The 23,099-nt window shown below is 73.6% G+C and carries 23 protein-coding genes; 9 read left to right on the top strand and 14 right to left on the bottom strand.

Going from position 1 to position 23,099, the window contains the following annotated elements; genetic code table 11:
- Positions 1-105 precede the first annotated feature (105 nt).
- The gene (locus tag FGE12_RS30045) at positions 106-768 is read left to right on the top strand and encodes a hypothetical protein (RefSeq protein ID WP_194798018.1); all 663 of its coding nucleotides are present in this window, start codon (positions 106-108) and stop codon (positions 766-768) included.
- A gap of 9 nt (positions 769-777) precedes the next feature.
- Here FGE12_RS30045 and FGE12_RS18135 read toward each other — a convergent pair whose 3' ends face one another.
- From FGE12_RS18135 to FGE12_RS18090, 10 genes are all read right to left on the bottom strand, one after another.
- Entirely contained in the window at positions 778-3,255 is a 2,478-nt protein-coding gene (locus tag FGE12_RS18135) for an LPS-assembly protein LptD (protein ID WP_153867760.1), read from the bottom strand.
- Between the two features lie 20 nt (positions 3,256-3,275).
- Positions 3,276-4,025, bottom strand: a complete 750-nt coding sequence (locus FGE12_RS18130) for a hypothetical protein (RefSeq protein WP_153867917.1) — start codon at positions 4,023-4,025, stop codon at positions 3,276-3,278.
- A gap of 47 nt (positions 4,026-4,072) precedes the next feature.
- Positions 4,073-5,254, bottom strand: a complete 1,182-nt coding sequence (locus tag FGE12_RS18125; RefSeq protein WP_153867759.1) for an ABC transporter substrate-binding protein — start codon at positions 5,252-5,254, stop codon at positions 4,073-4,075.
- A gap of 39 nt (positions 5,255-5,293) precedes the next feature.
- Positions 5,294-6,028: a PspA/IM30 family protein gene (locus FGE12_RS18120; RefSeq protein ID WP_153867758.1), complete on the bottom strand. Its 735-nt coding sequence runs from the start codon at positions 6,026-6,028 to the stop codon at positions 5,294-5,296.
- 205 nt (positions 6,029-6,233) lie between these two features.
- Positions 6,234-6,740 (bottom strand): Hsp20/alpha crystallin family protein, encoded by a 507-nt coding sequence (locus tag FGE12_RS18115; protein WP_153867757.1) that lies wholly within the window; start codon positions 6,738-6,740, stop codon positions 6,234-6,236.
- Positions 6,741-6,905: 165 nt separating this feature from the next.
- A complete protein-coding gene (locus FGE12_RS18110; RefSeq protein ID WP_194798017.1) occupies positions 6,906-8,243 on the bottom strand; it encodes a 5'-deoxyadenosine deaminase in 1,338 nt (445 codons plus the stop codon).
- 21 nt (positions 8,244-8,264) lie between these two features.
- Positions 8,265-8,678 (bottom strand): cytidine deaminase, encoded by a 414-nt coding sequence (locus FGE12_RS18105; protein WP_370459051.1) that lies wholly within the window; start codon positions 8,676-8,678, stop codon positions 8,265-8,267.
- Complete coding sequence (locus tag FGE12_RS18100; protein ID WP_153867756.1) at positions 8,675-9,052, bottom strand: PilZ domain-containing protein; 378 nt, start codon at positions 9,050-9,052, stop codon at positions 8,675-8,677. The genes FGE12_RS18105 and FGE12_RS18100 overlap by 4 nt, the downstream gene beginning before the upstream one ends.
- Before the next feature lie 49 nt (positions 9,053-9,101).
- Positions 9,102-9,953 (bottom strand): purine-nucleoside phosphorylase, encoded by an 852-nt coding sequence (locus tag FGE12_RS18095; protein ID WP_153867755.1) that lies wholly within the window; start codon positions 9,951-9,953, stop codon positions 9,102-9,104.
- 61 nt (positions 9,954-10,014) lie between these two features.
- Positions 10,015-11,319: a thymidine phosphorylase gene (locus FGE12_RS18090; protein ID WP_194798016.1), complete on the bottom strand. Its 1,305-nt coding sequence runs from the start codon at positions 11,317-11,319 to the stop codon at positions 10,015-10,017.
- Positions 11,320-11,378: 59 nt separating this feature from the next.
- Here FGE12_RS18090 and FGE12_RS18085 point away from each other — a divergent pair, with 59 nt between their 5' ends.
- Genes FGE12_RS18085 through FGE12_RS18070 form a run of 4 tightly spaced genes read left to right on the top strand, consistent with a single transcriptional unit; the run spans position 11,379 to position 16,173 of the window.
- Positions 11,379-12,569, top strand: a complete 1,191-nt coding sequence (locus FGE12_RS18085) for a BMP family protein (protein ID WP_153867754.1) — start codon at positions 11,379-11,381, stop codon at positions 12,567-12,569.
- 38 nt (positions 12,570-12,607) lie between these two features.
- Positions 12,608-14,131, top strand: coding sequence for an ABC transporter ATP-binding protein (locus FGE12_RS18080; protein ID WP_370459050.1), 1,524 nt, complete (start codon positions 12,608-12,610; stop codon positions 14,129-14,131).
- On the top strand, positions 14,124-15,251 hold the full coding sequence (locus tag FGE12_RS18075) for an ABC transporter permease (protein WP_153867752.1): 1,128 nt from the start codon (positions 14,124-14,126) through the stop codon (positions 15,249-15,251). Before FGE12_RS18080 ends, FGE12_RS18075 begins: the two co-directional genes overlap by 8 nt.
- Positions 15,244-16,173, top strand: a complete 930-nt coding sequence (locus FGE12_RS18070; protein ID WP_194798015.1) for an ABC transporter permease — start codon at positions 15,244-15,246, stop codon at positions 16,171-16,173. The genes FGE12_RS18075 and FGE12_RS18070 overlap by 8 nt, the downstream gene beginning before the upstream one ends.
- A gap of 109 nt (positions 16,174-16,282) precedes the next feature.
- Here the strand turns inward: FGE12_RS18070 and FGE12_RS18065 are convergent, their stop codons facing one another.
- The 4 genes from FGE12_RS18065 to deoC all read right to left on the bottom strand — a co-directional run bounded on the left by FGE12_RS18065 (position 16,283) and on the right by deoC (position 20,108).
- On the bottom strand, positions 16,283-16,969 hold the full coding sequence (locus FGE12_RS18065) for a hypothetical protein (RefSeq protein ID WP_153867751.1): 687 nt from the start codon (positions 16,967-16,969) through the stop codon (positions 16,283-16,285).
- 127 nt (positions 16,970-17,096) lie between these two features.
- Positions 17,097-18,836, bottom strand: a complete 1,740-nt coding sequence (locus FGE12_RS18060; protein WP_153867750.1) for a phospho-sugar mutase — start codon at positions 18,834-18,836, stop codon at positions 17,097-17,099.
- Positions 18,837-18,868: 32 nt separating this feature from the next.
- Positions 18,869-19,261, bottom strand: coding sequence for a TraR/DksA family transcriptional regulator (locus FGE12_RS30375; protein WP_194798014.1), 393 nt, complete (start codon positions 19,259-19,261; stop codon positions 18,869-18,871).
- A gap of 40 nt (positions 19,262-19,301) precedes the next feature.
- Positions 19,302-20,108, bottom strand: a complete 807-nt coding sequence (gene deoC, locus FGE12_RS18050) for a deoxyribose-phosphate aldolase (protein ID WP_153867748.1) — start codon at positions 20,106-20,108, stop codon at positions 19,302-19,304.
- Positions 20,109-20,187: 79 nt separating this feature from the next.
- On the opposite strand from deoC, the gene FGE12_RS18045 reads away from it, so the two are divergent.
- From FGE12_RS18045 to FGE12_RS18030, 4 genes are all read left to right on the top strand, one after another.
- A complete protein-coding gene (locus tag FGE12_RS18045; protein ID WP_370459049.1) occupies positions 20,188-21,342 on the top strand; it encodes a ComEC/Rec2 family competence protein in 1,155 nt (384 codons plus the stop codon).
- Positions 21,339-21,653 carry a DUF3006 domain-containing protein gene (locus tag FGE12_RS18040; protein WP_194798013.1) on the top strand — a complete coding sequence of 105 codons (315 nt, stop codon included), beginning with the start codon at positions 21,339-21,341 and terminating at the stop codon, positions 21,651-21,653. The genes FGE12_RS18045 and FGE12_RS18040 overlap by 4 nt, the downstream gene beginning before the upstream one ends.
- Positions 21,654-21,762: 109 nt before the next feature.
- Positions 21,763-22,656, top strand: a complete 894-nt coding sequence (locus FGE12_RS18035; protein WP_153867747.1) for a hypothetical protein — start codon at positions 21,763-21,765, stop codon at positions 22,654-22,656.
- 146 nt (positions 22,657-22,802) lie between these two features.
- Entirely contained in the window at positions 22,803-23,096 is a 294-nt protein-coding gene (locus tag FGE12_RS18030) for an FYDLN acid domain-containing protein (RefSeq protein WP_153867746.1), read from the top strand.
- Positions 23,097-23,099 lie beyond the last annotated feature (3 nt).

Raw genomic sequence — 23,099 nt, 5'->3', positions numbered from 1 at the left:
AGTCAATCTATTCGTGGGCCGCCTGTCGCACCGGGAGGGCTTGCCTGCCCGCAAAGCGCCCGGCAGGTTGGCGCGCACAACGCTTCACTCTGGAGGGGGTTGCGAATGCGGATGGCACGTGCGCGCGGGGCGGTGTGGCTGATGGCAGCGCTCGCTGCGGCGGCAGCAGGCTGCGGTGGCGGAGGCGACGACGGCGGAGGCGGCGGGGGCGGAGGCGAGGCGCCCGTGCGGCCCGGCCTCGGCGCCTCCACGGCGGCGCCGCGCGGCAGCGCCCTGGTGCTGCCCGCGGGCGTGAGCGTGCAGAGCCCCTTCCCGGGCGCGCAGGATGCGTTCTGCGACACGGACGACCCGGAGCAGTTCGGCCTGGGCGCGGACGTGTCGGTGTGCCTGCCGGTGGGCCATGCGAAGGACACGGACGACGTGCTGGAGCTGCCGTGCGGCACGGTGCTCGTGTCGCAGACGCAGGCGGTGCAGAACGGGCTGCTGCTGCAGCGCGTGCTCTTGCCGCTCGCGGCCGCCTCGCAGCGCACCTTCCCGCTCTGGGCCTTCTGCGCGAACAAGCTGCGCACCCCGTCCTCGCCCAGCGCGCGCTACGTGCTCGGGCCGGTGACGGACGACCCGGACGTTCTCGAGCTGTGCCGGCTGCTCGAGGACAAGGAGGTGGAGCAGGAGCGCGGCCGCGTGCAGGAGGCGCTGTGGCACATCACCGAGGGCAGCGGGCTCAGCTCCGCGGACCGCACCCTGCTCTCCGAGCTGCCCACGCGCTGAGGGGCGCGCCTAGCTGCCGAAGGAGCCGAACTTCGCCAGCGTCACGGTGAAGCCGAACTCGGGGCGCGGCACGCCCGGCCGCAGCGTGAGCCGGGTGTCCACGCGCCAGCAGTCGCAGGAGGGGCTGTAGGAGACGCCCACCGTCTGGTACTCGAGCCAGAGCTTCCCCGGGCCGCCGGGCGCGTCCTTCGGAGGGCGGCGCAGCAGCGAGAGCCCGTAGTCCAGGCCCAGCCCGAAGCCCAGCCGCAGGCTCGCGCCGGCGCCCGCGCGGGTGCCCAGCAGCAGCGGCCGGCCCTCCTGTGCGCAGGGCTGGGTGCCGCGCACCACCTCGCTGCAGGGGGGCAGCGGCTCGCCCACCAGGGCATCGAGGCCGCGGCGCAGGCGCTCCGAGCTGAGGAAGGTGCGCTCGAAGTTGCCGCGCAGGGTGAGCGGGCGCAGCACCTGCCACTGCGCGTCCGCTCCCACGCGCGCGAGCCGCTCGGAGCTGCGCTGGGCCTCGGGGTCCAGCTCCGCCTCCGCGCCGCCGGAGACGGGGCCGAGGGCGGTGCGCAGGCGGCCCAGCAGGGTGCCGAGGCGGCCGGTGCGCAGGTCCATCCCCTGGGAGAGCTCGAGCCGCGCGAGCTCGCTCACGGCGCCGCGCGCGTCCTTGCGCGCGAGGCTCTGGCGCAGCTCCAGGCGCGCCTGCAGGAAGCCCGCGTCCGGGGTGGCCACGTCCACCGCGTCGTAGCGCCCCGGCGTCCCGCCCTGCACCACCGGCGTCGCGGCGCGCAGGTCCAGCGCGGGGTGCAGCGTGTGGCGCAGCTGCGAAGCGCCTGCGTGGAAGGTGCGGCCGAGCTCGCTGTCCAGCTGCACGCCGCCTAGCGCGTAGCCGCGGTGCGAGCGCGCCCCCGTCACCTCCCCCACGTAGAGGCTCTCGCGCGCGGCCACGTAGGGCGTGACGCGCAGGAAGGAGCCGACGGCCAGGGGGAGGTTCAGCTGCGGGCGCAGGTCCAGCCGGTCGCGCGCCTCGCGCTCGCCCGGGTCGAAGCGGCCGTTGCTCTGGGTGCCGTCCGGGTCCGCGAGCAGGATGGGGGTGACACCCGGGATTCCCACCTTCGCGAGCTCGGCGGGGTCGTTCGGAAGGAAGATGCCGTCCGTGCCGGTGTCCTCCGTGCCGCCCAGCAGCGGGGCCATGCGGCTGTACTCGACGCCGAGGCTGCCGAAGAGCCCCGCGCCCAGGTGCCGCTCGGGCAGCGCGTAGAGCACGGTGGGCAGCCGCTGCAGGGGCCGCGGACCGGGCACGGAGTTGCCGGCCCGGTCGTGGTCACCGCCGGCGAAGCTGAAGCCGTAGCGGATGTCCTGCACGAAGGTGATGCCGAGGCCCACGTAGCGGTCGTCGCTGCGGTGGTAGAGGCTGCCGGTGGAGCGGATGTAGCGCTCGGCGGAGGCGACGATGTCCACCGTGCCGTCGCGCAGCAGGTAGCCGTCGGAGAGCAGCGAGGCATCGAGGCGATCGTGGAAGCCCCCGCCCAGGTCCTGGGCGTGGTCCACGCGCAGGTTCCAGCGCAGGCCGCGCTGCTCGTCCAGGGCGAAGGCCGGGTCCGGGTTGCGCGGGTCGCGCTGCTGGCGCAGGTCGTCCAGGAGCCGCAGCGAGATGCGCCCGCGGGTGCCCGCGCTCGGCGCGTAGTTGAGCTCGGTGCCCAGCCGCGGCCCCTCCAGGCCGAAGCTGCCGTTGGCGCTGGAGCCGAACGCGTAGCCCGGGGTGAGGGTGAGATCCCAGCTGCGCCCCAGCGTGAGGAAGAAGGGCTGGTCCACGGAGAAGCCGCTGAGGCTGGAGGTGGTGATGAGCGGCATCAGCAGGCCGGTGGCGCGGTCGCTCAGGGGCAGCGAGAGGTAGGGCGTCCAGAAGATGGGCACCCCGTGCACGAAGATGGTGGGGCTCTTGAGGTGCGCGCGGCCTCCCGCCTGCAGCCGGGCGGAGGACGCGGAGACGTGCCAGCTCGGGTGGGTGGCGTCGCAGTCGCAGGGGGTGAACTCGAGGTCCTCGACGACGTAGCTGTCGCCCTCGAGCAGCTGGAAGCGCGTGGCGGTGAAGGTGAGCGTGGTGCGGCCCGCGCGCAGCAGCGCCTCGGTGCTCGGGGCCTGGGCGAGCTGCTCCGGGCTCACCCCCTCCTTCTGCATGAAGAGCGCGCCCTCGGCGGCGAGCTCGCGCGTGAGCAGGTTCGCCGTGAGCCGCTCGGCCACCACGGCGAGGGTGCCGCGCACCAGGGTGACGTTGCCCCGGGCCTCCACCTTCCCGGCGGCGCGGTCCCAGCTCAGGGTGTCCGCGCGTATCACCACGCCCTGCCCCTCCAGGGTGGCGCGGCCGCTGGCCTCGGCCTTCTGGGTGAGCCCGTCCAGCGCGAGTGTGTCCGCGCTGAGGTGCACCTCCTGCGGCCCCTCCCCGGGGGCGGGCAGTGGCGCGCTCGCGCCGAGCGCGAGGAGCAGGACGGGCAGGAGGCAGGGCATGGACGCGCGCGGGTATAGCGCTAGCGCACCCGCGTGCCCAGCGGCCCCGTGCTGCCCATCTCGTCGCTGAACTCCATGAAGCGCTCCATCTGGCGCACCGTCTCGTCGCCGGCCTCGGCCTCGGCGGCGAGCGCGTCCAGCTGGCGGTTCACCGAGGCCGGGTCGCGGATGGCGATGGACTGCTCGTGGGTGAGGCGCAGGAGGTCCTCGATGCTCGCGAGCTGGTGGCTCACCACCTCGCGGCTCTCCTCGGCCTGCTGGAAGCGCGCGAGGCGCTTCTGCAGGATGTCCACGCGCCGCCCCTTCACCTCCTGCAGCCGCGGGTTCGTCTCGCCCGTGAGCTCCGCCTGGAGCGCCGAGACCTCGGTCTCCACCTGCTTGCGGTCCGTGGCGTTGAGGTAGGTGCGGTACTGGTTCAGCGTGCCCAGCAGCTTCAAGAAGGACTGCAGCAGCGCATCGAGGCGCGGCTCGCTCGAGGCCGCGAGCACCCGGCCTCCCGGGAGGCGGCGGTAGTTGCCGAGGATCTTCTCCTTCAGCCCCACCAGCGCCTGGTAGTGCTCGCGCTGCGAGGGGGCGAGGTCCTTCTGCAGCCCCTCGAGCGCGAGCCGGTGCGCCTCCTCGTCCTCGGGGTTGTTCGCGCGCACCGCGCGCTGGAAGCGCTTGGAGGCGGAGAGCACGCCCAGGTAGAGGCCCTCCGCGCCGAGGCCGATGAGCGCGGGCAGCGCGTCGTGGGTGACGACGGAGGAGAGGGCCGCCGTGCCGATGGCCATGAGGTTGGCCGGAACGAAGAAGGCCGCCTTGATGTAGTTGGGCTTGCTCACGGGCCGCGTGCCTCCGAGACGTACTTGAGAGCGCCCAGGTCGCGCGTGTCCTCGGCGTCCGGCGCGGCGCCCGTGCGGTTGAGCTTGCCGTAGAGCGCCGCGGCGCTCTGGAAGAGCTCGTCGTAGGTGACGGGGGCCTCGCCCGAGAGCCCGAAGAAGGCGCGGTTGTCCGCGAGCGTGGCGGGCGGCGCGCTCTCGATGGCGGCCACCGGGTCGCCGAGGTACGGGGCGACCTCGCCCAGCAGGCGCGCACCGGCGGCCGGGTCCTTCTTCACGGCGCTGGCCGCATCCAGGAGCCCGCGCAGCACGCGGCGCAGCGCGTCCGGGTAGCGGGCCGCGAACTCGCCGCGCACCACCAGCACGGTGGCCACCAGGTGCGGCGCGTCCACGGTGGTGGCGAGCACGCTGCCCTCGCGGTCTCGCGCCGCGAGCTCCACGTCGCCCCAGAGGCCGGCCGCCGCATCCACCCGCCCCTCGCGCAGCGCGCGCCCCGCGTCCAGCGTGGAGGGCAGGTCCACCCACTTCACGTCCGTGACCCGCAGGCCCGCGCGCGCGAGCAGCCACAGCGCGAAGTACTGGCTGCTGCTGTGCGGGTACACCCCGAGCCGCTTTCCCCGCAGGCCCGTGAGCTCCTTCACCCCCACCGCCGCGAGCGCCTCCTGGCCCTTGCTTCGCCCCAAGAGCAGCACGGTGCGCGGCGCCGCGTCTCGCAGGAGCGCGCCCCACGCGGCGAGGCGGTCCACCGAGATGGCCGCCATGTCCACCCCGCCGCTCTCCCCGCCGATGGCCAGCGCCTTGCGCAGCTCCTCCTCGCGCGCGAAGACGACCGCGCGCGCATCCAGCGCGTAGCCCGTCTTGAGCAGCCCCTCGCCCGGGGCGGGCGCGGCCGCGTTCTCGGCGCTCACGGCCCCGCCGGTGGCGAGCAGCAGCGCGGCGGAGGAGCCGCGCGGGGTGAAGCCGATCAGCGTGGGGCGCAAGGGCACCGAGGCCAGGTCCCCCACGGGCGCGGCGACCCCGGCGGGGAAGTCACCGGGCGACAGGCGCACCGCCTCGCGCGTCTGGGGGAAGAGCCGGGCCTGCAGCCGGTCCAGGTAGCCCAGGCGCGAGGCGAGCGCGTAGCCCACCCCGCAGAGGAGCAGCGCTGCGAAGAGCAGCAGTCCGGTGCCGCGCAGCTTCATGGGAGAGGCCCGGTGCGCCCGAGCCGGGCGCACGCGGGGCTACTTGATCTCCACCTTCTTGCCGATGGTCTTCTCCGGGCCGCTGGCCACGTCCGAGACGGGGGCGGGGCTCTCCAGCCCCATCTCCATCTTGAACTGCTTCACCAGCTCGTTGGCCTGGATGCGCTCGGCGTCCTCCTCGATGGCGAGGGTCTGGTGGTCCACGCTCTCGAGCGCCATCTGCATGCGCGCCTCGTTGATGGCCGTGCGCTCCTCCACCTTGCGCAGCATCTCGCCGTGGGTGGCGTCGATGCCGGCCACCTCGAAGGACTCCATGGCGTCAGCGACCTTGGACTGCCACTTGGCGCGGCGCGCGTCGCGGATGGCGTCCATGGCCTCCTGCGTCTTGCGCTCCTTCTCGCGCATGAAGAGCTTCTTCACGTTGAGCGCCTTCTCGTAGGCAGCGCGCGCGGTGGACAGCTGCATCTCGTTGCGCTCGAGCGCGCCCTTCTCCGTCTGCAGGCGCGTGGCGTACTGGGCGGCGAGGTCGTCGCGGCCCGCCTGGATGGCGGCCTTCACCTTGGCGGTGAGCTGCGTCACCTCGGTCTTGTACTTGGCGTTCTCCTTCTCGAGCAGGGTCACGTTCGCCCGCACCATGGCGATGGACTCGTTCATCTTCGGGACCTGGTCGTTCATGTCCCGGACGTTCTGCTCGAGGATCAGCTCCGGGTCCTCGATGGAGGACACGAAGAAGCCGAAGAAGCTGCGCACTGCCCGCCTGAACCGGTTCCACATGGCCGTCTTTGCCTTCCTTCCGCCGAACGGGTCACCGCTGTGAGACGACCTTACACGAAGGCCGGGACCGCCGAGGGCCCGTGCGCTCCCTGCCAAGGTACGCACTGTCCTCCCCGTGATTGCAGAGGGGGGGGCCCGAGGGCAAGGCAATGCGACGTGGGCCGCGCGCGCGCCCCGGGGCCGGGGCGCGCGCCGCCGTGCGGGACTACGCGTGCGCCTTGTCCTTCGCGCCGCCCCCGCCCTTGCTCACGCTGATGCGCCGGGGCTGGGACTCGGGGCGCTTGGGCAGCCGCAGGCTGAGCACCCCGTCCTTCAGCTCCGCCTGCACGCCGTCCGCGTTCACGCCCTCGGGCAGCGTGAAGGCGCGGCTGAAGGCGCCGTACTGGCGCTCGACGGCGTAGTAGCGCTCGCCCTCCTCGCGCTGCTCGCTCTCCCGCTTCCCGCTCACCGTGATGCGGTCCTCGGTGACGGTGATGTCCAGGTCCTTCTCGTCCACGCCGGGCAGGTCCGCCTTGAAGAGGAAGGCGTCCTTCGTCTCCTTCACCTCGAAGGCCGGCAGGAAGCGCGCGCCCTCCGCGCGCCCGGAGAGCAGGCGGCCGAACTCCTCCAGCGGGTCGAGGCCCATCAGCTCCTGCATCTGCTGGAAGGGATCCCAGCTCTGGCGCCGCTGCGGCAGGGCGCCCGGGGTGTGACGAACACTCAGGTCAGCCATGACGATGTCCTCCTTGAGAGATGTGTCTCGAGAGAGGGACCCGCGGCGTTTCCGCACCGCGGGTCCGCCATCGACGACCGTAAAGCAGCGCTCGAGGTGCGCAAGGCGCGCCGGGGGTGGCAATCCCTCACCCTGACCCTCTCCCAGAGGGAGAGGGGACCCCGGCTAGCCGGCGCGCTCGGCGAGCCGCCGGGCGTGGGTGCGGGCGCGCTCGGCCACGTCGTCCGCGTCCAGCGTGCGCAGCTGCCGGTCCATCAGCACGGGGCGCCCGTCGATGAGCACGTGCACCACGTCGCTCGCGCGCGCGGCGTAGACGAGCGGGCCCAGCACGTCCTGGGGGCGCTCGTCAGGGGCGGGGGTCGCGTGCAGGGCGCGCAGGTCCACCACCGTCACGTCCGCGCGCTTGCCCACCTCGAGCGAGCCCACCTCGTCCTCGAGCCCCAGCGCCCGCGCGCCGCCCAGGGTGGCCATCTCCACCACGCGCTCGGGCGGCATGCCCAGCGGCCCCACGCGCGGCTTGTGCAGCAGCGCCGCGAGCCGCATCTCGGTGAAGAGGTCCAGGTTGTTGTTGCAGGGCGCGCCGTCCGCCCCGAGCGCGAGCCGCACCCCTGCGTCCATCAGCTCGGGCACCTTGGCGATGCCGCTCGCCAACTTGAGATTGGAGCTGGGGCAGTGGCACACCACGGTGCCGCTGTCGCGCAGGAGGCGCTGCTCGCCCGCGGTGAGCCACACGCAGTGCGCGAGCGTCACGTGCGGCCCACTCACCCCGAGCCCGTGCAGGTAGGCCACGTTGTCCTGGCCCGTCTTCTGGCGGACCACGTCGCACTCGGTGGGGTTCTCGCTCGCGTGGGTGTGGATGCGCACCCCGTGCTCGCGCGCGAGCCGCGCCACCTCGCGCAGCAGCTTCTCCGTGCACGAGAGCACGAAGCGCGGGGCGAAGGCGTAGCGAAGGCGCCCGTCCGCCTGGCCGTGCCAGCGCTGCAGCAGCGCGAGGCTCTCCTGCAGGCTCGCCTCGGTGCTCTCGCGCAGGCCCGCCGGCAGCCCCTGCCCCGCGTCCATCATCGCCTTGCCACCCACCAGCCGGAAGCCCGCGTCGCGCGCGGACTCGAAGACGGCGTCGTAGTGGCGCACCGTGCCCATGTCGAGGGCCGCCGTGGCGCCCGAGCGGATGAGCTCGGCGAAGGTGAGGTCTGCGGAGGCGCGCATGGACTCCGCGTCGTGCGCGGCCTCGAAGGGCCAGATGCGCTCGCGAAGCCAGTCCAGCAGCTCGAGCCCGTCCGCGCGGTTGCGGAACAGCGTCTGGCACGCGTGCAGGTGGCCGTGGATGAGGCCGGGCAGCACCACCTGGCCGCTCACGTCCACCACGCGGGTGTTGCCCCGGCGGCGCAGGCGCCTCCCTACGCGCGCGATGCGCCCGTCCTGCACGAGCACGTCGGTGTCCGCGAGCACCTCGCGCTCGCGGTTCATGGTGACGACGGTGCCGTGCGTGAGGAGCAGGTCCACGAGGCTCCGGGGGTCGAGGGCCTAGAAGAAGTCGGCGGTGAAGGCGAAGGGCAGGAGCTGCTCGAGGCTGTAGCGCGCCTCGTCCCCCTTCAGGTTGCGGCTGCGCACCGGGAGCGAGGGCTTGGCGAACTCGGCCACCACCTGGCGGCACAGGCCGCAGGGCGGGCATGGGGTGGGCGTGTCCACCACGATGGCGAGCGCGACGGGCTCGCCGTGCCCCTCGACGACGCCGCGCACGATGGCGGTGCGCTCGGCGCAGAGGGTGCCGCCGTACGAGGCGTTCTCCACGTTGCAGCCGGCCACCACGGCGCCATCCGCGTAGAGCAGCGCCGCGCCCACCGGGAACTTCGAGTAGGGCACGTGCGCGCGGGTGCGCGCCTCGGTGGCCACCTCGAAGAGGCGCTCCCAGGGAATCGTGTCCGCGGCCCCGGTCACGGCGAGCGGGCTCCGGCGGGCGGCAGGCCCTCGAGGTGGCGCGCCACGGCGAGCTCGAGCGCGAGCGGCGGGTTGACGAAGGCCACGTGCGCGGTGCGGCCCTGGGGCCCCTCGCTCAGGCGCACCACCTGCCCGCGCGCCTGCAGCGCCTCCGGGAGGCCCGGCAGGCTGAAGCGCACCTCCACGCTCTCCACGTCCGAGAGCGCGGCGCCCACGCAGGAGAAGCCGCCCACCGAGAGGTCTCCCTCGCGCGGCTCGAAGTCGCCGCCGCGGTCCAGGCTGCGCACGAGGAAGCGCATGGGGACGCGCGGGAAGTCGCGCCGGTCCTCTGCGTCACTGATGCTGCCGCCGCGCTGCGCTCCCTGTCCGGCCATGGTGTCTCCCGTCTCGTGGTGTGGGTGGGTGCGGCTCAAGGCTCGAGGCTCAAGACTGTGCGCCCGGGCCAGCGCCGTGGGCGATGGCCGGCAGGAAGTCCGCGAGCAGGCGCCCGAAGGTGTCCTTCACGCGGTGGGCGACCTCGGCGACCTCGGCGTGGGTCAGCGGCTTGTCGCCGATGCCCGCGGCGAGGTTCGTGATGCAGCTCACGCCGGCCACCGGCACGCCCATGTGGGCGGCCGCGATGACCTCGGGCACGGTGCTCATCCCCACCGCGTCCGCACCGAGGATGCGCAGCATGCGGATCTCCGCGGGCGTCTCGTAGGTGGGCCCGGCGAGCATGCTGTACACGCCGCGCTTGAGGTCCACCCCGGTGCGCTTGGCCGAGGCGAAGAGCAGTGCGAGCAGCTCGGGCGAGAAGGCGCGGCTCATGTCCGGGAAGCGGGGCCCGAGCCGGTCGTCGTTGGGGCCGGTGAGGGGGTTCCAGCCGGAGAGGTTGAGCTGGTCGGTGATCGCCATCAGGTCGCCGGGGGCGTACGCGGTGTTCACCGTGCCCGCGGCGTTGGTCACCACCAGGGCCTGGATGCCGAGCGCGCAGAGCACGCGCGCGGGGAAGGCCACCTGCGCGGGCGCGTAGCCCTCGTAGGCGTGCACGCGCCCCTGCATCGCGACGACCGGAACGCCCGCGAGCCGCCCGAGCACGAGGCGCCCGGCGTGGCCCGGCACCGAGGAGTGCGGGAAGTGCGGCAGCTCCGCGTAGGGCAGCACCACCTTGTCCGCGAAGCCGTCCGCGAAGTCGCCCAGCCCGCTGCCGAGGATGATTCCCACCTTCGGCGCGAGCCCGGGGGCGCGCCCCCGGATGGCCTGCACCGTCTCCTGTACCTGTTCGTAGAGCCCCATGAAGGGGCTCACTCTACCTGCGGGCGGGGCCTGGAGCAGGAGGCTTTTTTGCCCCTGTTCGCTACTCCAGGCGCTCGAGCACCAGGGGGCGCTCGGCCGGAGCCTCGGCGCCGATGCGGTAGGCCGCGAGCAGCCGGGCCTGCACGTCCTCGAGCTTCGACGCGTCGTTGTAGTGCACGCGCACCAGCGGCTCGCCCCTGCGCACCGGCTCACCCACCTTGCGCAGCAGGGTGAAGCCCACGGCGGGGTCGATGGGGCTGTCGGTGCGCTGGCGCCCCGCGCCCAGCGCCACCGCCGCGAGCCCCACCGCCTCGGTGTGGATGGCGGTGACGAAGCCGTCCGCGGGGGCCAGGACCTCCTGCGTGGCGCGCGCCTGTGGCAGGCGCGAGAGGTCGTCGATGCTGCGCGGGTCTCCTCCCTGCGCGCGCACGATCTCCTTGAGCTTCTCCACGGCGCTGCCGTCCGCCACCGCGCGCTGCAGGCGCGTGCGCGCCTCGGCCACGCTCGCGGCCTTCTTCCCCAGCACCAGCATCTCGGCGGTGAGCGCGAGCGTGCACTCGGTGTAGTCCGCGGGAGCGTTGCCGCGCAGCATCTCCACGGCCTCCACCACCTCGAGCGCGTTGCCCACGGTGCGCCCCAGGGGCTGCTCCATGTCGGTGAGCAGCGCGGTCACCTTGCGGCCCATCTCGCGGCCGATGCCGATCATGGTGCGCGCGAGCAGGCGCGCGTCCTCGCGCGTCTTCATGAAGGCGCCCGAGCCCACCTTCACGTCGAGCACCAGCGCGTCGATGCCCTCGGCCATCTTCTTGCTCATGATCGACGAGGCGATGAGCGGGATGCAGTCCACCGTGGCCGTCACGTCGCGCAGCGCGTAGAGCTTCTTGTCCGCGGGGGCGATCTCCTTCGTCTGCCCGATGAGGCAGCAGCCCACGTCGCGCACGAGGCGGCGGTAGGCCGAGACCGGCAGGTTCACGTTGAAGCCGGGGATGCTCTCGAGCTTGTCCAGCGTCCCGCCGGTGTGGCCGAGGCCGCGCCCGGAGATCATGGGCACCGGCACCCCGCAGGCGGCCGCGAGCGGGGCGAGGCTGAGCGAGACCTTGTCCCCCACCCCACCCGTGGAGTGCTTGTCCACCTTCACTCCGGGAACGTCCCCGAGGTCCAGCACCTCGCCGGAGTGCAGCATGGCGCGCGTCCAGGCGCCCAGCTCCTCCGCGTCCATGCCCCGGAAGAACACGGCCATGCACAGGGCGGACATCTGGTAGTCGGGCACGCTGCCCGCGGTGTAGGCGGCGATGAAGGCGCGGATGTCGTCTGCGGTGAGCTTCCGGCCGTCCCGCTTCGTCTTGATGATCTCGTAGGCTTGCACGGTGGTGGGCCCATACCAGAGAGCGCACCGGCCTTGAACCCTGCTATGAGGAGCGCCCCATGATCCGCACCCTGCTCCCGGCCCTCACCCTGGCGGCGCTGCTCTGCGCCTGCGCGAAGAAGAAGGACGACTCCTCCCCTGCCGCCCCGCCGTCTGCGCCTTCGGCAGAGGCCCAGGCCGCCAAGGCAGGCGCCACGCAGAAGGTGGGCCTGGTGACGGACATCGCCGGGCGCGGCGACCAGTCCTTCAACGACTCGGCCCTGCGCGGCCTGGAGCTGTGGGCCGCGGGCAAGCGCTACGTGGGCGGCCGCTACCTGGATGCGACGCCGGAGACCCGCGCGGCGAGCCTCTCGCCGGGCCTGCCCGAGGTGAAGCTGCTGCCGGTGACTCCGCTGGTGCTGCAGAGCAAGGCGCCCGAGGACTACGAGCCCAACCTGCAGCTGCTGGTGGACCAGGGCGCGGCGCTGACCATCGGCGTGGGCTACCTGCTGGAGCCGGCGATGGAGGCGGTGGCGCGCCGCAACCCGGACGCGCGCTTCGTGCTCATCGACAGCCCGCTGCTGGACGCGCGGGGCAAGCCCTTCACCCTGCCCAACGTGCACACGGTGGTGTTCCGCGAGGAGGAGGGCAGCTTCCTGGTGGGCGCGCTCGCGGGGCTCGCCACCCGCACGGGCACGGTGGGCTTCGTGGGCGGCATGCAGGTGCCGCTCATCCGCAAGTTCGAGGCGGGCTTTCGCGCCGGCGTGATGACCACCAACCCCAAGGCCGCCGAGCGCCTGCTGGTGAGCTACACCGGCAGCTTCGACAACGTGAGCGCGGGCAAGCAGGTGGGCCAGGACCTGCTGGCCAAGGGCGCGGACGTGGTGTTCCACGCGGCCGGTGGCGACGGGCTGGGCGTCATCCAGGCGGTGAAGGAGGCGCGCGCCGCGGGCAAGAGCGTGTTCGTGATCGGCGTGGACAGCGACCAGAGCCACGTGGCGCCGGACGCGGTGCTCACCTCGATGGTGAAGCGCGTGGACCTCGCCGTGTACTCGGCGACGAAGGAGCTCACCGAGGGCCGCTTCCAGGCGGGTGACCAGGTGATGGGCCTGAAGGAGGGCGGCGTGGGCTACGTGCCGGTGACGCTGGACTTCCCGGGCAAGGCCGAGGCGCTCGCGCGCGTGGAGGCCCTGGCGAAGAAGATCGCGGCCGGGGAGATCCAGGTGCCCGCGAACCTCCAGACGCTCGCTGCGTTCAAGGCCCAGCCCTGATCTCGCTCCACCACATCCACAAGGTGTGCGGCGCCAACGTGAAGGCGCTCGACGACGTGTCGCTCGAGGTGCGCGCGGGCGAGGTGCTCGCGATCGTGGGCGAGAACGGCGCGGGCAAGACCACGTTGATGAACGTGCTGTACGGGCTGTACCACCCGGACGCGGGCGAGGTGCGCTTCGGCGGGGAGCCGGTGCGGCTCAAGAGCCCGCGCGACGCCATCTCGCGCGGGGTGGGCATGGTGCACCAGCACTTCATGCTCCTGCCCTCGCTCAGCGTGGCGGAGAACGTGGTGCTGGGGAAGGAGCCGCGCCGCCGCGGGCTCCTGGACCTGGAGGCCGCGTACGCGCAGGTGGCCGAGGTGTGCGAGCGCTACGGCTTCCGGCTGGACCCGCGCGCCCCCGTCGAGTCGCTGAGCGTGGGCAGCCAGCAGAAGGTGGAGATCGTGAAGGCGCTGTACCGCGGCGCCCAGGTGCTGGTGCTGGACGAGCCCACCGCGGTGCTCACCCCGCAGGAGGCCGAGGAGCTGCTGGGCGTGGTGCGGGGGCTCGCCGCGCAGGGGCGCACGGTGCTCTTCATCAGCCACAAGCTCTCCGAGGTCCTGCGGGTGGCGGACCGCATCGCGGTGATGCGCCGCGGCCGCCTCGTCGCCGAGCTGCGCGCGAGCGAGGCCAGTGCCGAGCGTCTCGCGGACCTGATGGTGGGCAACGGGCGCGCGAAGGCGGGCGCGGCCGAGACCCTGCTCGCGGAGCTCTCTCCGACCGCGACCTCTCCGGCCGAGCCCTCGCCGGCCGGGCCTTCCGCGCCTGGTGTCACCGTGCTCGAGGCCCAGGGGCTCGAGGCGCGCGACGACGAGGGCAGGCCCGCGCTGCGCGGCGTGAGCCTTCGCGTGCGCGCGGGGGAGATCGTGGGCGTGGCCGGCGTGGACGGCAACGGGCAGCGCGAGCTGGCCGAGGTGCTCACCGGCCTGCGCCCCCTCTCGGGCGGGGCGGGCACGCTGCTCGGCGGGCCGCTCGCGGGGCTCACGCCCGCGCTCGCGCGCTCGCGCGGGGTGGGCCACATCCCGGAGGACCGGCTCGCGCGCGCCGTGGTGAAGAGCATGAGCGTGGAGGAGAACGTGGCGCTGGGGCGGCAGACCCAGGCGCCCTTCGCGCGCGGGCCTTTCGTCGACTTCGCGAGCCGGCGCAGCCACGCGGAGCAGCTGCTCGTGGCCTACGACGTGCGGCCGCGCGCTCCCGGGGCGCAGCTCGGCTCGCTCTCGGGCGGCAACCAGCAGAAGGTGGTGGTGGCGCGCGAGCTGGACGCGGGGCCCGGGCTGCTGGTGGTGATGCAGCCCACGCGCGGGCTGGACATCGGCGCGGTGGCGCAGGTGCGCGCGCGGCTGCGCGAGGCGCGCGCGCGCGGCGCCGGCATCCTGCTGCTCTCCTTGGACCTGGACGAGGTGCTCGCCTTGAGCGACCGGGTGTACGTGCTGTACGCGGGCAAGGTGAACGGCGAGTTCGCGCGCGAGGCCTTCGACGTGCAGGAGCTGGGGCGCCGCATGCTGGGAGCGCAGCATGGGTGAGCGGCTTCGCGCGGTGCTGCCGTCGCTGCTGTCCATCGCGCTCGCGCTGGCGCTGGGCTTCCTCGCCATCGCCCTCACGCGCGACCTGGACACGGCGCTGCAGGCCTACGGGCAGATGCTCGCCGGGGGCATCGGGGACTGGGGCGCGTACCTGGAGGGCGGGCCCCTCACGCTGCTCACCCGCCCCTGGGGCGAGGCGGGCACGAAGGCGGCGCTGCTCACCTTCACCGGGCTCTCGGTGGCGGTGGCCTTCCGGGTGGGGCTCTTCAACATCGGGGCGCAGGGGCAGATGGTGGTGGGCGCGCTGGTGGCGGCCGTGGTGGGCGCGCAGCTCTCCCTCCCCGCCTTCCTGCACCTGCCGCTCGCGCTGCTCGCCGCGGGCGTCGCGGGTGGGCTGTGGGCGCTCTTGCCCGCGCTGCTCAAGCTGCGGCGCGGGGTGCACGAGGTGATCAGCACCATCATGCTCAACTGGGTGGCGGTGAGCCTCGTGGACAACTGGCTCGTGGTGGGCCCGCTGCGCGCGAGCGCGAGCGGAGAGCTTTCGCGCTCGGGCACGGACGAGGTGCTCGCCACCGCGGAGCTGCCGCGGCTGCTCGGAAGCCTCTCGCGCCTGAACCTCGGCCTGCCGCTCGCGCTGCTCGCCGCGGCGCTGGTGTGGCTGTGGCTCTTGCGCACGCGCGTGGGCTACGAGGTGCGCGCCGTGGGCCAGGGCGCGGAGGCCGCGCGCACGGCCGGCATCCCGGTGGCGCGCCGCGTGACGGAGACCATGGCGCTGGCGGGCGCGCTCGCGGGCCTCGCGGGCGCGGTGCTGGTGCTGGGCACGGAGCTCAAGTACCCCTCGAGCCTCGGTGCGCCCTACGGCTTCGACGGCATCGCCATCGCGCTGCTGGGCGGCAGCCACCCGGGAGGCACCGCGGCCGCGGCGCTCTTCTTCGGCGTGCTGCGCGCGGGCGGCACGCGCATGCAGCTGCTGGGCGTGCACAAGAGCTTCCCGGAGCTCATCCAGGGCCTCGCCCTGCTGCTGGTGGCGGGCCGGCTCGCCTGGCTCACGCTGGTGCGCCGGCGCAGCGCCGTGACGGGCTCGGCGGTGGTGGCGAGCACGGAGGTGCCCCGTGCTTGAGGTGCTCGAGGCGCTGCTGCACTCCACCCTGGAGGCGGCCCCCGCGCTGGTGTTCGCCGCGCTGGGCGCCACGCTCTCGGAGCGCGCGGGCGTGGTGAGCGTGGGCGTGGAGGGGATGATGCGCGCGGGCGCCTTCTGCGCGGCCGTGGCGGCGCTGTACATGCCCACCGGGCTCGCGGTGCTGGTGGGCATGGGCGCGGGCGCCGTGATGGCCGCGGTGCACGGCTACCTCAGCCTGCGCTGGCGCGCGGACCAGGTGGTGAGCGGCATGGCGCTCAACCTGGTGGCGCTCGCCGGGGGCACCTTCGTGCTCGAGTCGCTGTACTCGCCCAGCGGCACGCCCTCCATCACCCAACTGCGCACCTGGAGCCTGCCGGGGCTGGACGCGGTGCCGCTGCTGCGCGCGCTCTCTGGGCACTCGCTGCTCACCTACCTTGCCCTGCTCCTGCCCTTCGCGCTGCAGGCGCTCCTGCAGCGCACGGCGCTGGGGCTGCGGCTGCGCGCGGTGGGCGAGCGGCCGCACGCGGTGGCCACGCTGGGCCTGAGCGTGCTGGGCCTGCGCTGGGGCGCGGTGCTGGGCGGCGGGCTGCTCGCGGGCCTGGGCGGCGCGGCGCTGAGCTGCGCGGTGCTGGACCGCTTCGAGCAGCACATGCCGGCGGGCCTGGGCTTCATGGCGCTCGCGGCGATGGTGTTCGGGCGCTGGAGCTTCCGCGGCGCGGCCGGCGCGGCGCTCTTCTTCGCGGCGGGCAACGCGCTGCGCATCGGGCTCGCCTCGAGCGCGCCGGGGCTCCTGCAGGTGGTGCCCCAGGGCTTCCTGCTCGCCCTGCCCTACGTGCTCACCCTGGTGCTGCTCGCGCTGCGCGGCGGCAAGGCGCACGCGCCCGCGGCGCTCGGCGTGCCCTACGAGCAGGAGTCGCGCTAGCCGGGCGAGGGGTGCCAGAGGCGACGCACGACCCGAACCGCGTCACCTTCCAGGACGACCTCTCGTGCCGCCCGCGCGCCCGGTTCCCCCGGGCGCGCGAAAGATGCGACTACAGCTTCACCGCGATCCCGACCAGCGACTCGAGCGAGAAGAAGCTGTCGCTGCGGTTGCCGTAGTTCGGCGAGAAGGTGGGGCCCATGCGGACCTTGAAGTTCACGCTGAGGTTGCGGTCGATGAAGTACTCGAGCCCGCCGCCGAAGAGCACGGGGACCCAGAGGCCGCCGTTGTCCCCGAAGGTGACCCACAGCGGCAGGTCGATGCCGCCGCTGAGCATCAGCGCGTTGCCCACGGGCACGCCCAGCTGCAGCCCCACGGGCAGGTCCAGGCCCACGTCGCTCCTGAAGTCCGAGAAGATGAAGAAGGGCCCGGGCTCGAAGGTCATGCCCAGGTTGAAGCGCCCGGTGTCCAGCAGGTTGAGCTTCATCAGCGCCGAGAGCGAGATGCCCGGCTGCGTGAACTCGACCATCTTCTGCACGCCCCAGTTGAAGGCGAAGCGGCCGCCGATGTCGAAGCGGTCCGTGCCGCCGTGCAGCAGCGAGGCGCTGATGCCCGGCCAGCCCACCTGGGCGCTGAAGACGTTGTTGCCCTGGCCCACGGTCTCGCCGGACAGCACGCTCCAGCCCTGGCCGCGGCTGCTGTAGCCCGCGGACGCGGTCGTGCGCTGGGCCTGGGCCTCACCGGCCCCCGCCACCGCGAGCGCCACCAGCGCCGCTCCCACCACGTTCAGTAGACGCATATGAACTCTCTTTTCCTTTCGACTCTTGGAGTCTGACGGGCGCCTTCATGCCCTGCCCCGCCCCGCGATTCCACCGATCTCAGACAGGCTGAAAAACTCCAGCAATTGGAGAACGGGCAGGCAGCCCTCAGGTCGGGGGCTGGCCGCGCTCGTGGGCGAGGGCGACGAAGGCCTGCATCAGCGCCTCGAGCCGGGCCTCCCCGCGCGCGCGGGCCGCGGCGATGGGCTCGCCCGCGGCGGGGGTCTCCTTCAGCTCGAAGTAGTACTTGATCTTGGGCTCGGTGCCGCTGGGACGCAGGGTGACGCGGCCTCCGCCGGACAGCTCGTAGGCGAGCACGTTGGAGCGCGGCAGCCCGCCCTCGCCGCGCCCGTAGTCGCGGGTGCGCTGCACCTCGTGCGCACCGATGCGCGCGGGGGCCTGCGCGCGGAAGGCCTCCATGATCTGCGCGATGCGCTGGGCGCCCTCGGCGCCGGGCAGGGTGAAGTTCCTCTGCGCGGCGAGGAAGAGGCCGTGGCGGCGCTGGATCTCCTCCAGGTAGCCCAGCACGCTGCTGCCGCGCGCCTCGCACCAGGACGCCAGGTCCGCGAACACCAGCGCCGCGCCGATGCCGTCCTTGTCGCGCGCCACGGTGCCCACGGTGTAGCCGAGCGCCTCCTCGTAGCCGAAGACGAACTGCAGCCCCTCGCGCTGCTCGCGCTCGAGCGCGCGGTTGGCGATCCACTTGAAGCCCGTGAGCACCTCGTCGTACGCGGCGCCCAGGTCGCGCGCGAGCTCGCCCAGCTGGGTGCTGGAGACGATGGTGGTCACCACGTAGGGGCGCGCGCGCTTCGTGCCCTGGGTGAGCAGGTAGTGGCCCAGGAGCACCCCCACCTCGTTGCCGCTGAGCTGGCGCAGCGCCCCTTGCGCGTCTCGCGCCATCACCGCGAGCCGGTCCGCGTCCGGGTCGTTGGCGAGCACCAGGTCCGCGCGCACGCGCTCGGCGAGCGCGGTGCTGCGGTCCATCGCGCCCGGCTCCTCCGGGTTGGGGAAGCGCACGGTGGGAAAGGCGCCGTCCGGCTGCTGCTGCTCGGCCACCACCTGCACCCGCTCGAAGCCTGCGCGCGCGAGCGCCTTCTCCACCCACACGCCGCCCACGCCGTGCATCGCGGTGTAGACGATGGAGAGCGTGGGCGAGCCCCGGCCGTGCACGCGCAAGGAAGCGATGGCCTCGAGGTAGCGCTCGCCCAGCGCCTCGCCCAGGTCCTCCCAGAGCCCGCGCGCGCGCGCCTCTTCCGGGGTGAGCAGGCGGAGCGCGTTGGCGGGCTCCACCTGCGCGATGGCCGCCGCGATGCCCTTGTCGTGCGGGGGGATGATCTGCGCCCCGTTGCCCCAGTAGACCTTGTAGCCGTTGTACTCGGGCGGGTTGTGGCTCGCGGTCACCATCACCGCCGCGGCCGCCTTCAGCTCGAGCGCGGCGAAGGCCACGAGCGGCGTGGGCACCAGCGCGGTGAACACGCGCGCAGGGATGCCCTCGGAGGCGAGCACGCGCGCCGTGTCCTCGGCGAACTCGGCGCTCATGCGCCGGCCGTCGCGCCCCACCACCACGCCGCGCGCCGCCACGTCCGGCACCTGCGCCTTGAGGTAGCGCGCGAGCCCCGCCGTGGTGCGCCGCACCACGGCGCGGTTCATCCGGTTGGGCCCCGCGCCCACCAGCCCGCGCAGCCCCGCGGTGCCGAACTCCAGCGCCCCCGCGAAGCGGTCCGCGAGCGACGCGAGGTCCTCGCCCGAGCGGCGCGCGAGCAGCGCGTCCAGCTCGGCCACGGTGTGCGGGTCCGGGTCCTCGCTGCGCCAGAGGGTGGCCTGCTGCAGCAGCTGCTCGGTGGTCATCCGGTGGGTCCTCTCGTCGGGGGAGAGACGGCTCAGGTGTAGTCGGTGAGCTTCTTGCGGGTGGGCCCGCCCTTGGGTGCGTCGCGCTTGCCCTGGCAGGTGACGCAGTACTCCGCGTAGGGCATGGCCTCGAGCCGCTTGAGCGGCAGCGCGTCGCCGCACTCCTCGCACTCGCCGTAGCTGTCCGGTTCCTCGCGCAGCTTGCCCAGCGCCTTCACCACGCGCTTGAGCACGCCGTCGGTGTTGCGGTTCCGGCTCGAGGCGATGGCCTGCATCATCTCGTTGAGCGGCTGCTCGTCCTCGTCGCCGCCCACCTTCGCGTCGTCGGTGCGGTTGGGCTCGATGCGCAGCGGCGCCTTGCCGGTGAGCTCCGCGTGCAGGGAGAGCAGGCGCTGCAGGAAGGCTTCGCGCTGTTTCGCGTTCACGGTGCGGGTCCTCCCGGGTTCCGGGTTCCGGGCTGCGGGGCTAGTACTTCGCGCTGGACGTCTGCCCACCCACGATGGCCACGGACGCGCTGGTGCCCAGGCGGTTCGCCCCCGCGCGCAGCATGCGCAGCGCATCCTCGGCGGAGCGGATGCCGCCGGAGGCCTTCACGCCCATCGTGGGGCCCACCACCTCGCGCATCAGCGCCACGTCCTCCACGGTGGCGCCGCTGGTGGAGAAGCCCGTGGAGGTCTTCACGAAGGCGGCACCCGCGGCGCGCGAGAGCACGCACGCGGCGATCTTCTCCTCGCGCGTGAGCAGGCTCGTCTCCAGGATGACCTTCACCGGGTAGGGGCGGCTCGCCTCCACCACCTGGGCGATGTCCTCGCCCACGCGCGCGTAGTCCTTGCCCTTGAGCGCGCCCACGTTGAGCACCATGTCGATCTCGCGCGCCCCTGCGCGCACCGCCTCGCGCGCCTCGAAGGCCTTCGCGCTGCTGAGCGTGGCGCCGAGCGGGAAGCCCACCACGGCGATGGGCAGCGTGCGGCTGCCCTCGAGCACGCGCGCCGCCGCGGCCACGTGGCCCGCGTTCACGCACACCGTGGCGAAGCCGTGGGTGCGCGCCTCCTCGGCGAGCCGGATGACGTCCGCCTCGCTCGCCTCGGGCTTGAGCAGGGTGTGGTCGAGGAAGGGCGCGAGGTCCTGCGGGCGCAGCGACTCGACTCCAGGCGCCGTCAGAGGTGCTGCAGCGGAAGCAGGGCGCGCGGCCGGCTGCTCGGCGGGCGTGCTGCGGCGCAGCTGCTCCGCCAGGCGGGTGACGACCTCGAGGATCTCTGGGGCGTGGGACATGGCCCCCGCGTGTACCGCAGCTGACCCGCCGCGAAAAGCGCCCACCGCAGCGCGGGCCCGGCGGACTTAGATTCGGGGGGTGACCCTGGCCCCCTCCCGGCTCCTGTCCCTGCTGTGCGCCCTGCTGCTCGCGGGCAGCGCCGCCGCGTCGGGCCCGCTCGCCGCAGCGGCTCCCGCGACCCCGCCGCCTCCTCCCCTCACCGTGCACTTCTTCGACGTGGGGCAGGGAGACGCGGCGCTCATCGTCTCGCCCTCGGGCAAGACGGTGCTCATCGACGGAGGCCCCCCCGAGGCGGGCCCGGCCCTCGCCCGGCGCCTGAAGGAGCTGGTGAAGGGGCCGCTGGACCTGGTCATCCTCACGCACCCGCACCTGGACCACCTCGGCGGGCTGCCGGACGCGCTCGAGGCGGTGGGGGCGCGCCGCTACATGGACCCGGGCTTCGATCACCCGAGCCGCGCCTACCGCGACCTGCTCACGCTCGTGGGCGCGCGCGTGGGCCAGGTGCTCACGCCCACGCCGGATCCGCTCCACCCCGAGGTCCCGGTGCAGGTGGGGCTGGGCGCCGGCGTGAGCCTGAGCATCCTCTGGCCGCGGGTCCCCGTGGAGCCCTTCCTCGCGCACACCCGCTCGGACGCGAACTCGAACTCCATCGTGGTGCGGCTCACCTACGGGCGCACCGCGATGCTGCTGGTGGGAGACGCCGAGAAGGACACCGAGGAGCGGCTGCTCGCCGAGCACCGCGACCTCTCCGCGGCGCTGCTCAAGGTGGCGCACCACGGCGGGGGCTACTCCTCCACCGTGCCCTTCCTCGAGGCGGTGCGGCCGCGCTTCGCCGTCATCTCGTGCGGCGCCGGCAACGACTACGGCCACCCCTCCCCCGAGACGCTCGCGCGCCTGCGCGCCGTGGGCGCCGAGGTGCTGCGCACGGACCTGCAGGGCGAGGTGACGGCCCAGAGCGACGGCACGCAGCTCACGGTGAGCGCCGCGCGCCCGCCCTCCGCCGCGCCCGCGCCTCCAGCCCGAGCAGCCTCCGCCCCGGCGCCTGCCACCGCGGCGCCCGCCACCACGGTGCCCTCCGCGAAGGCGCCCTACGTGGGGCTCAAGGGCAGTCCCGTCTTCCACCGCGCGGACTGTCCCAGCCTCGCCCACGCCTCCACGAAGGGGCGCACCTACTACCCCACGCGCGAGGCGGCCGCTCGCGAGCGCCGCCCCGCCAAGGACTGCCACCCGTGACCCGACGCAAGAAGACCGCCCCCCCGAAGCACGCTGCGGCCCCGGCGCCCGAGCGCCACGCGAGCATCGACCGGCTCGAGGGCGACGTCGCCGTGCTGCTCGTCCACGGCGAGGAGGGCGGCCCGGACGAGGAGCGCCACGTGCCGCGCGCCCAGCTGCCCGAGGGCGCCCGAGAGGGAGACGTCGTGGACCTCGAGACGCTGCGGGTGGACGCGGAGGCCACCGAGGCGCTGCGCGAGGAGGTGCGCGAGGCGCGCGCGCGGGCCCAGAAGGGCAAGCCCCCGCCGCCCTCCGGGAGCTTCGACCTCTGAGCTGAGGAGAAGCGGACAGTCGGCTCGTCCGAAAGTCCCCGAGGGCGGGACCTACATTTCCTCCTAAGGTTCTCCCCCAGCATCACCTCTGGAGGGGGGGACCCCACACATGCCGTACGACCTGCAGGAAACCTTCGGCTCCCGCCTGCGCCAGGCAGTCGAGCGCCGGTTGCGCCGCGTCCCCTACGTCGAGAACCTCTACCAGCTCGATCACCAGCTCGCGCGCGGAGCCCACGTGCACCGGCTGCCCGCGCTGAGCCCGACGATGCAGGGCATCTACGAGGAGCTGCGCGAGCGCGGCCTCGCCCAGCGCCCGCTCGCGCAGCTGGGGCTGCCGCTCGACGCGACGCTGAGCGCCGCGGACGGCTACGTGGAGAGGCTGCGCGCGCGCACCCTCGCGCCCGGCACGGCGTACGCGCTGATCGACGACGACGAGCTGGTGCAGACGGCCGAGCCCTTCGCCTTCGGGCTGCAGCAGCCGCTGCTGGATCTCGCGGAGCGCTACCTCGGGCTGCCGGTGGACTACCTGGGCGTGAACATCAAGCGCGAGGTGGCCAACGGCCTGAGCGTGGGGACGCGCAAGTGGCACGCGGACCCCGAGGACGACCGGATGCTCAAGATCATCGTCTACCTGAGTGACGTGGACGACCGCTCGGGCCCCTTCGAGGCGGTGGACGCGCCGCGCAGCGACCACGTGCGGCGCACGCTGCGCTACACCTGGAGCAGCGACCACAAGCTCGAGCGGCTGCCCGAGGTGGTGCCGGAGGCCGAGTGGACCCGCTGCACGGGCCCGCGCCTCACGGCGGTGTTCGCGGACACCGCGCGCTGCTTCCACCGCGCCTCGCCGCCCACCGGGCGCGACCGCTACTCGATGACCTTCTCCTTCCTCAGCCGCAAGGCGTACTTCTGCTTTGCCTCGGGGCGGGTGCTGCAGCGCTCCTTCGTCTCGCGCTGGGCCCAGCGGCTCGACGCGCGCCAGCTCTCCACGCTCACCCCGCCGTAGGGGGCGCCGCAGGGCCCCATGGGGGCGCCCTCCGCCTCCTTGCCCACCCGGAGGCCAGACCGGGGCTCCGGGTGGGTTGACTCCGCCGGACGCGCCAATTAGAGAGCCGCGCGCTTCTCTCATTCTTGCCCAGCGAAGGTGGCCCGATGCCGGCGAAGGACCTTGGCAACAAGTTCGTGTGCTTCAAGTGCAGCACGAAGTTCTACGACATGAAGAAGCCGGACCCGATCTGCCCCAAGTGCGGCGCGGACCAGCGCGAGAGCCCGGCGCTCAAGCCGGCGTCCGAGGGTCGGCGCGGCCGGCTCGCGGCGGTGCCCAAGGTGATCGAGCCCATCGAGCCCGCCGAGGAGCCCGAGGCCGCCGCCGAGGAGGAGGAGGACCTGGACTCCTTCGACGACGAGGAGACCGAGACCGCCGCTGCGGACGACGAGGACATCTAGTCC

It is taken from the genome of Aggregicoccus sp. 17bor-14 (genome assembly GCF_009659535.1).
In the GTDB taxonomy this organism is placed as follows: Bacteria; Myxococcota; Myxococcia; order Myxococcales; family Myxococcaceae; genus Aggregicoccus.
Note: the sequence above shows the minus strand (reverse complement) of the source record. Positions and strands in the feature narration are given on the sequence as shown.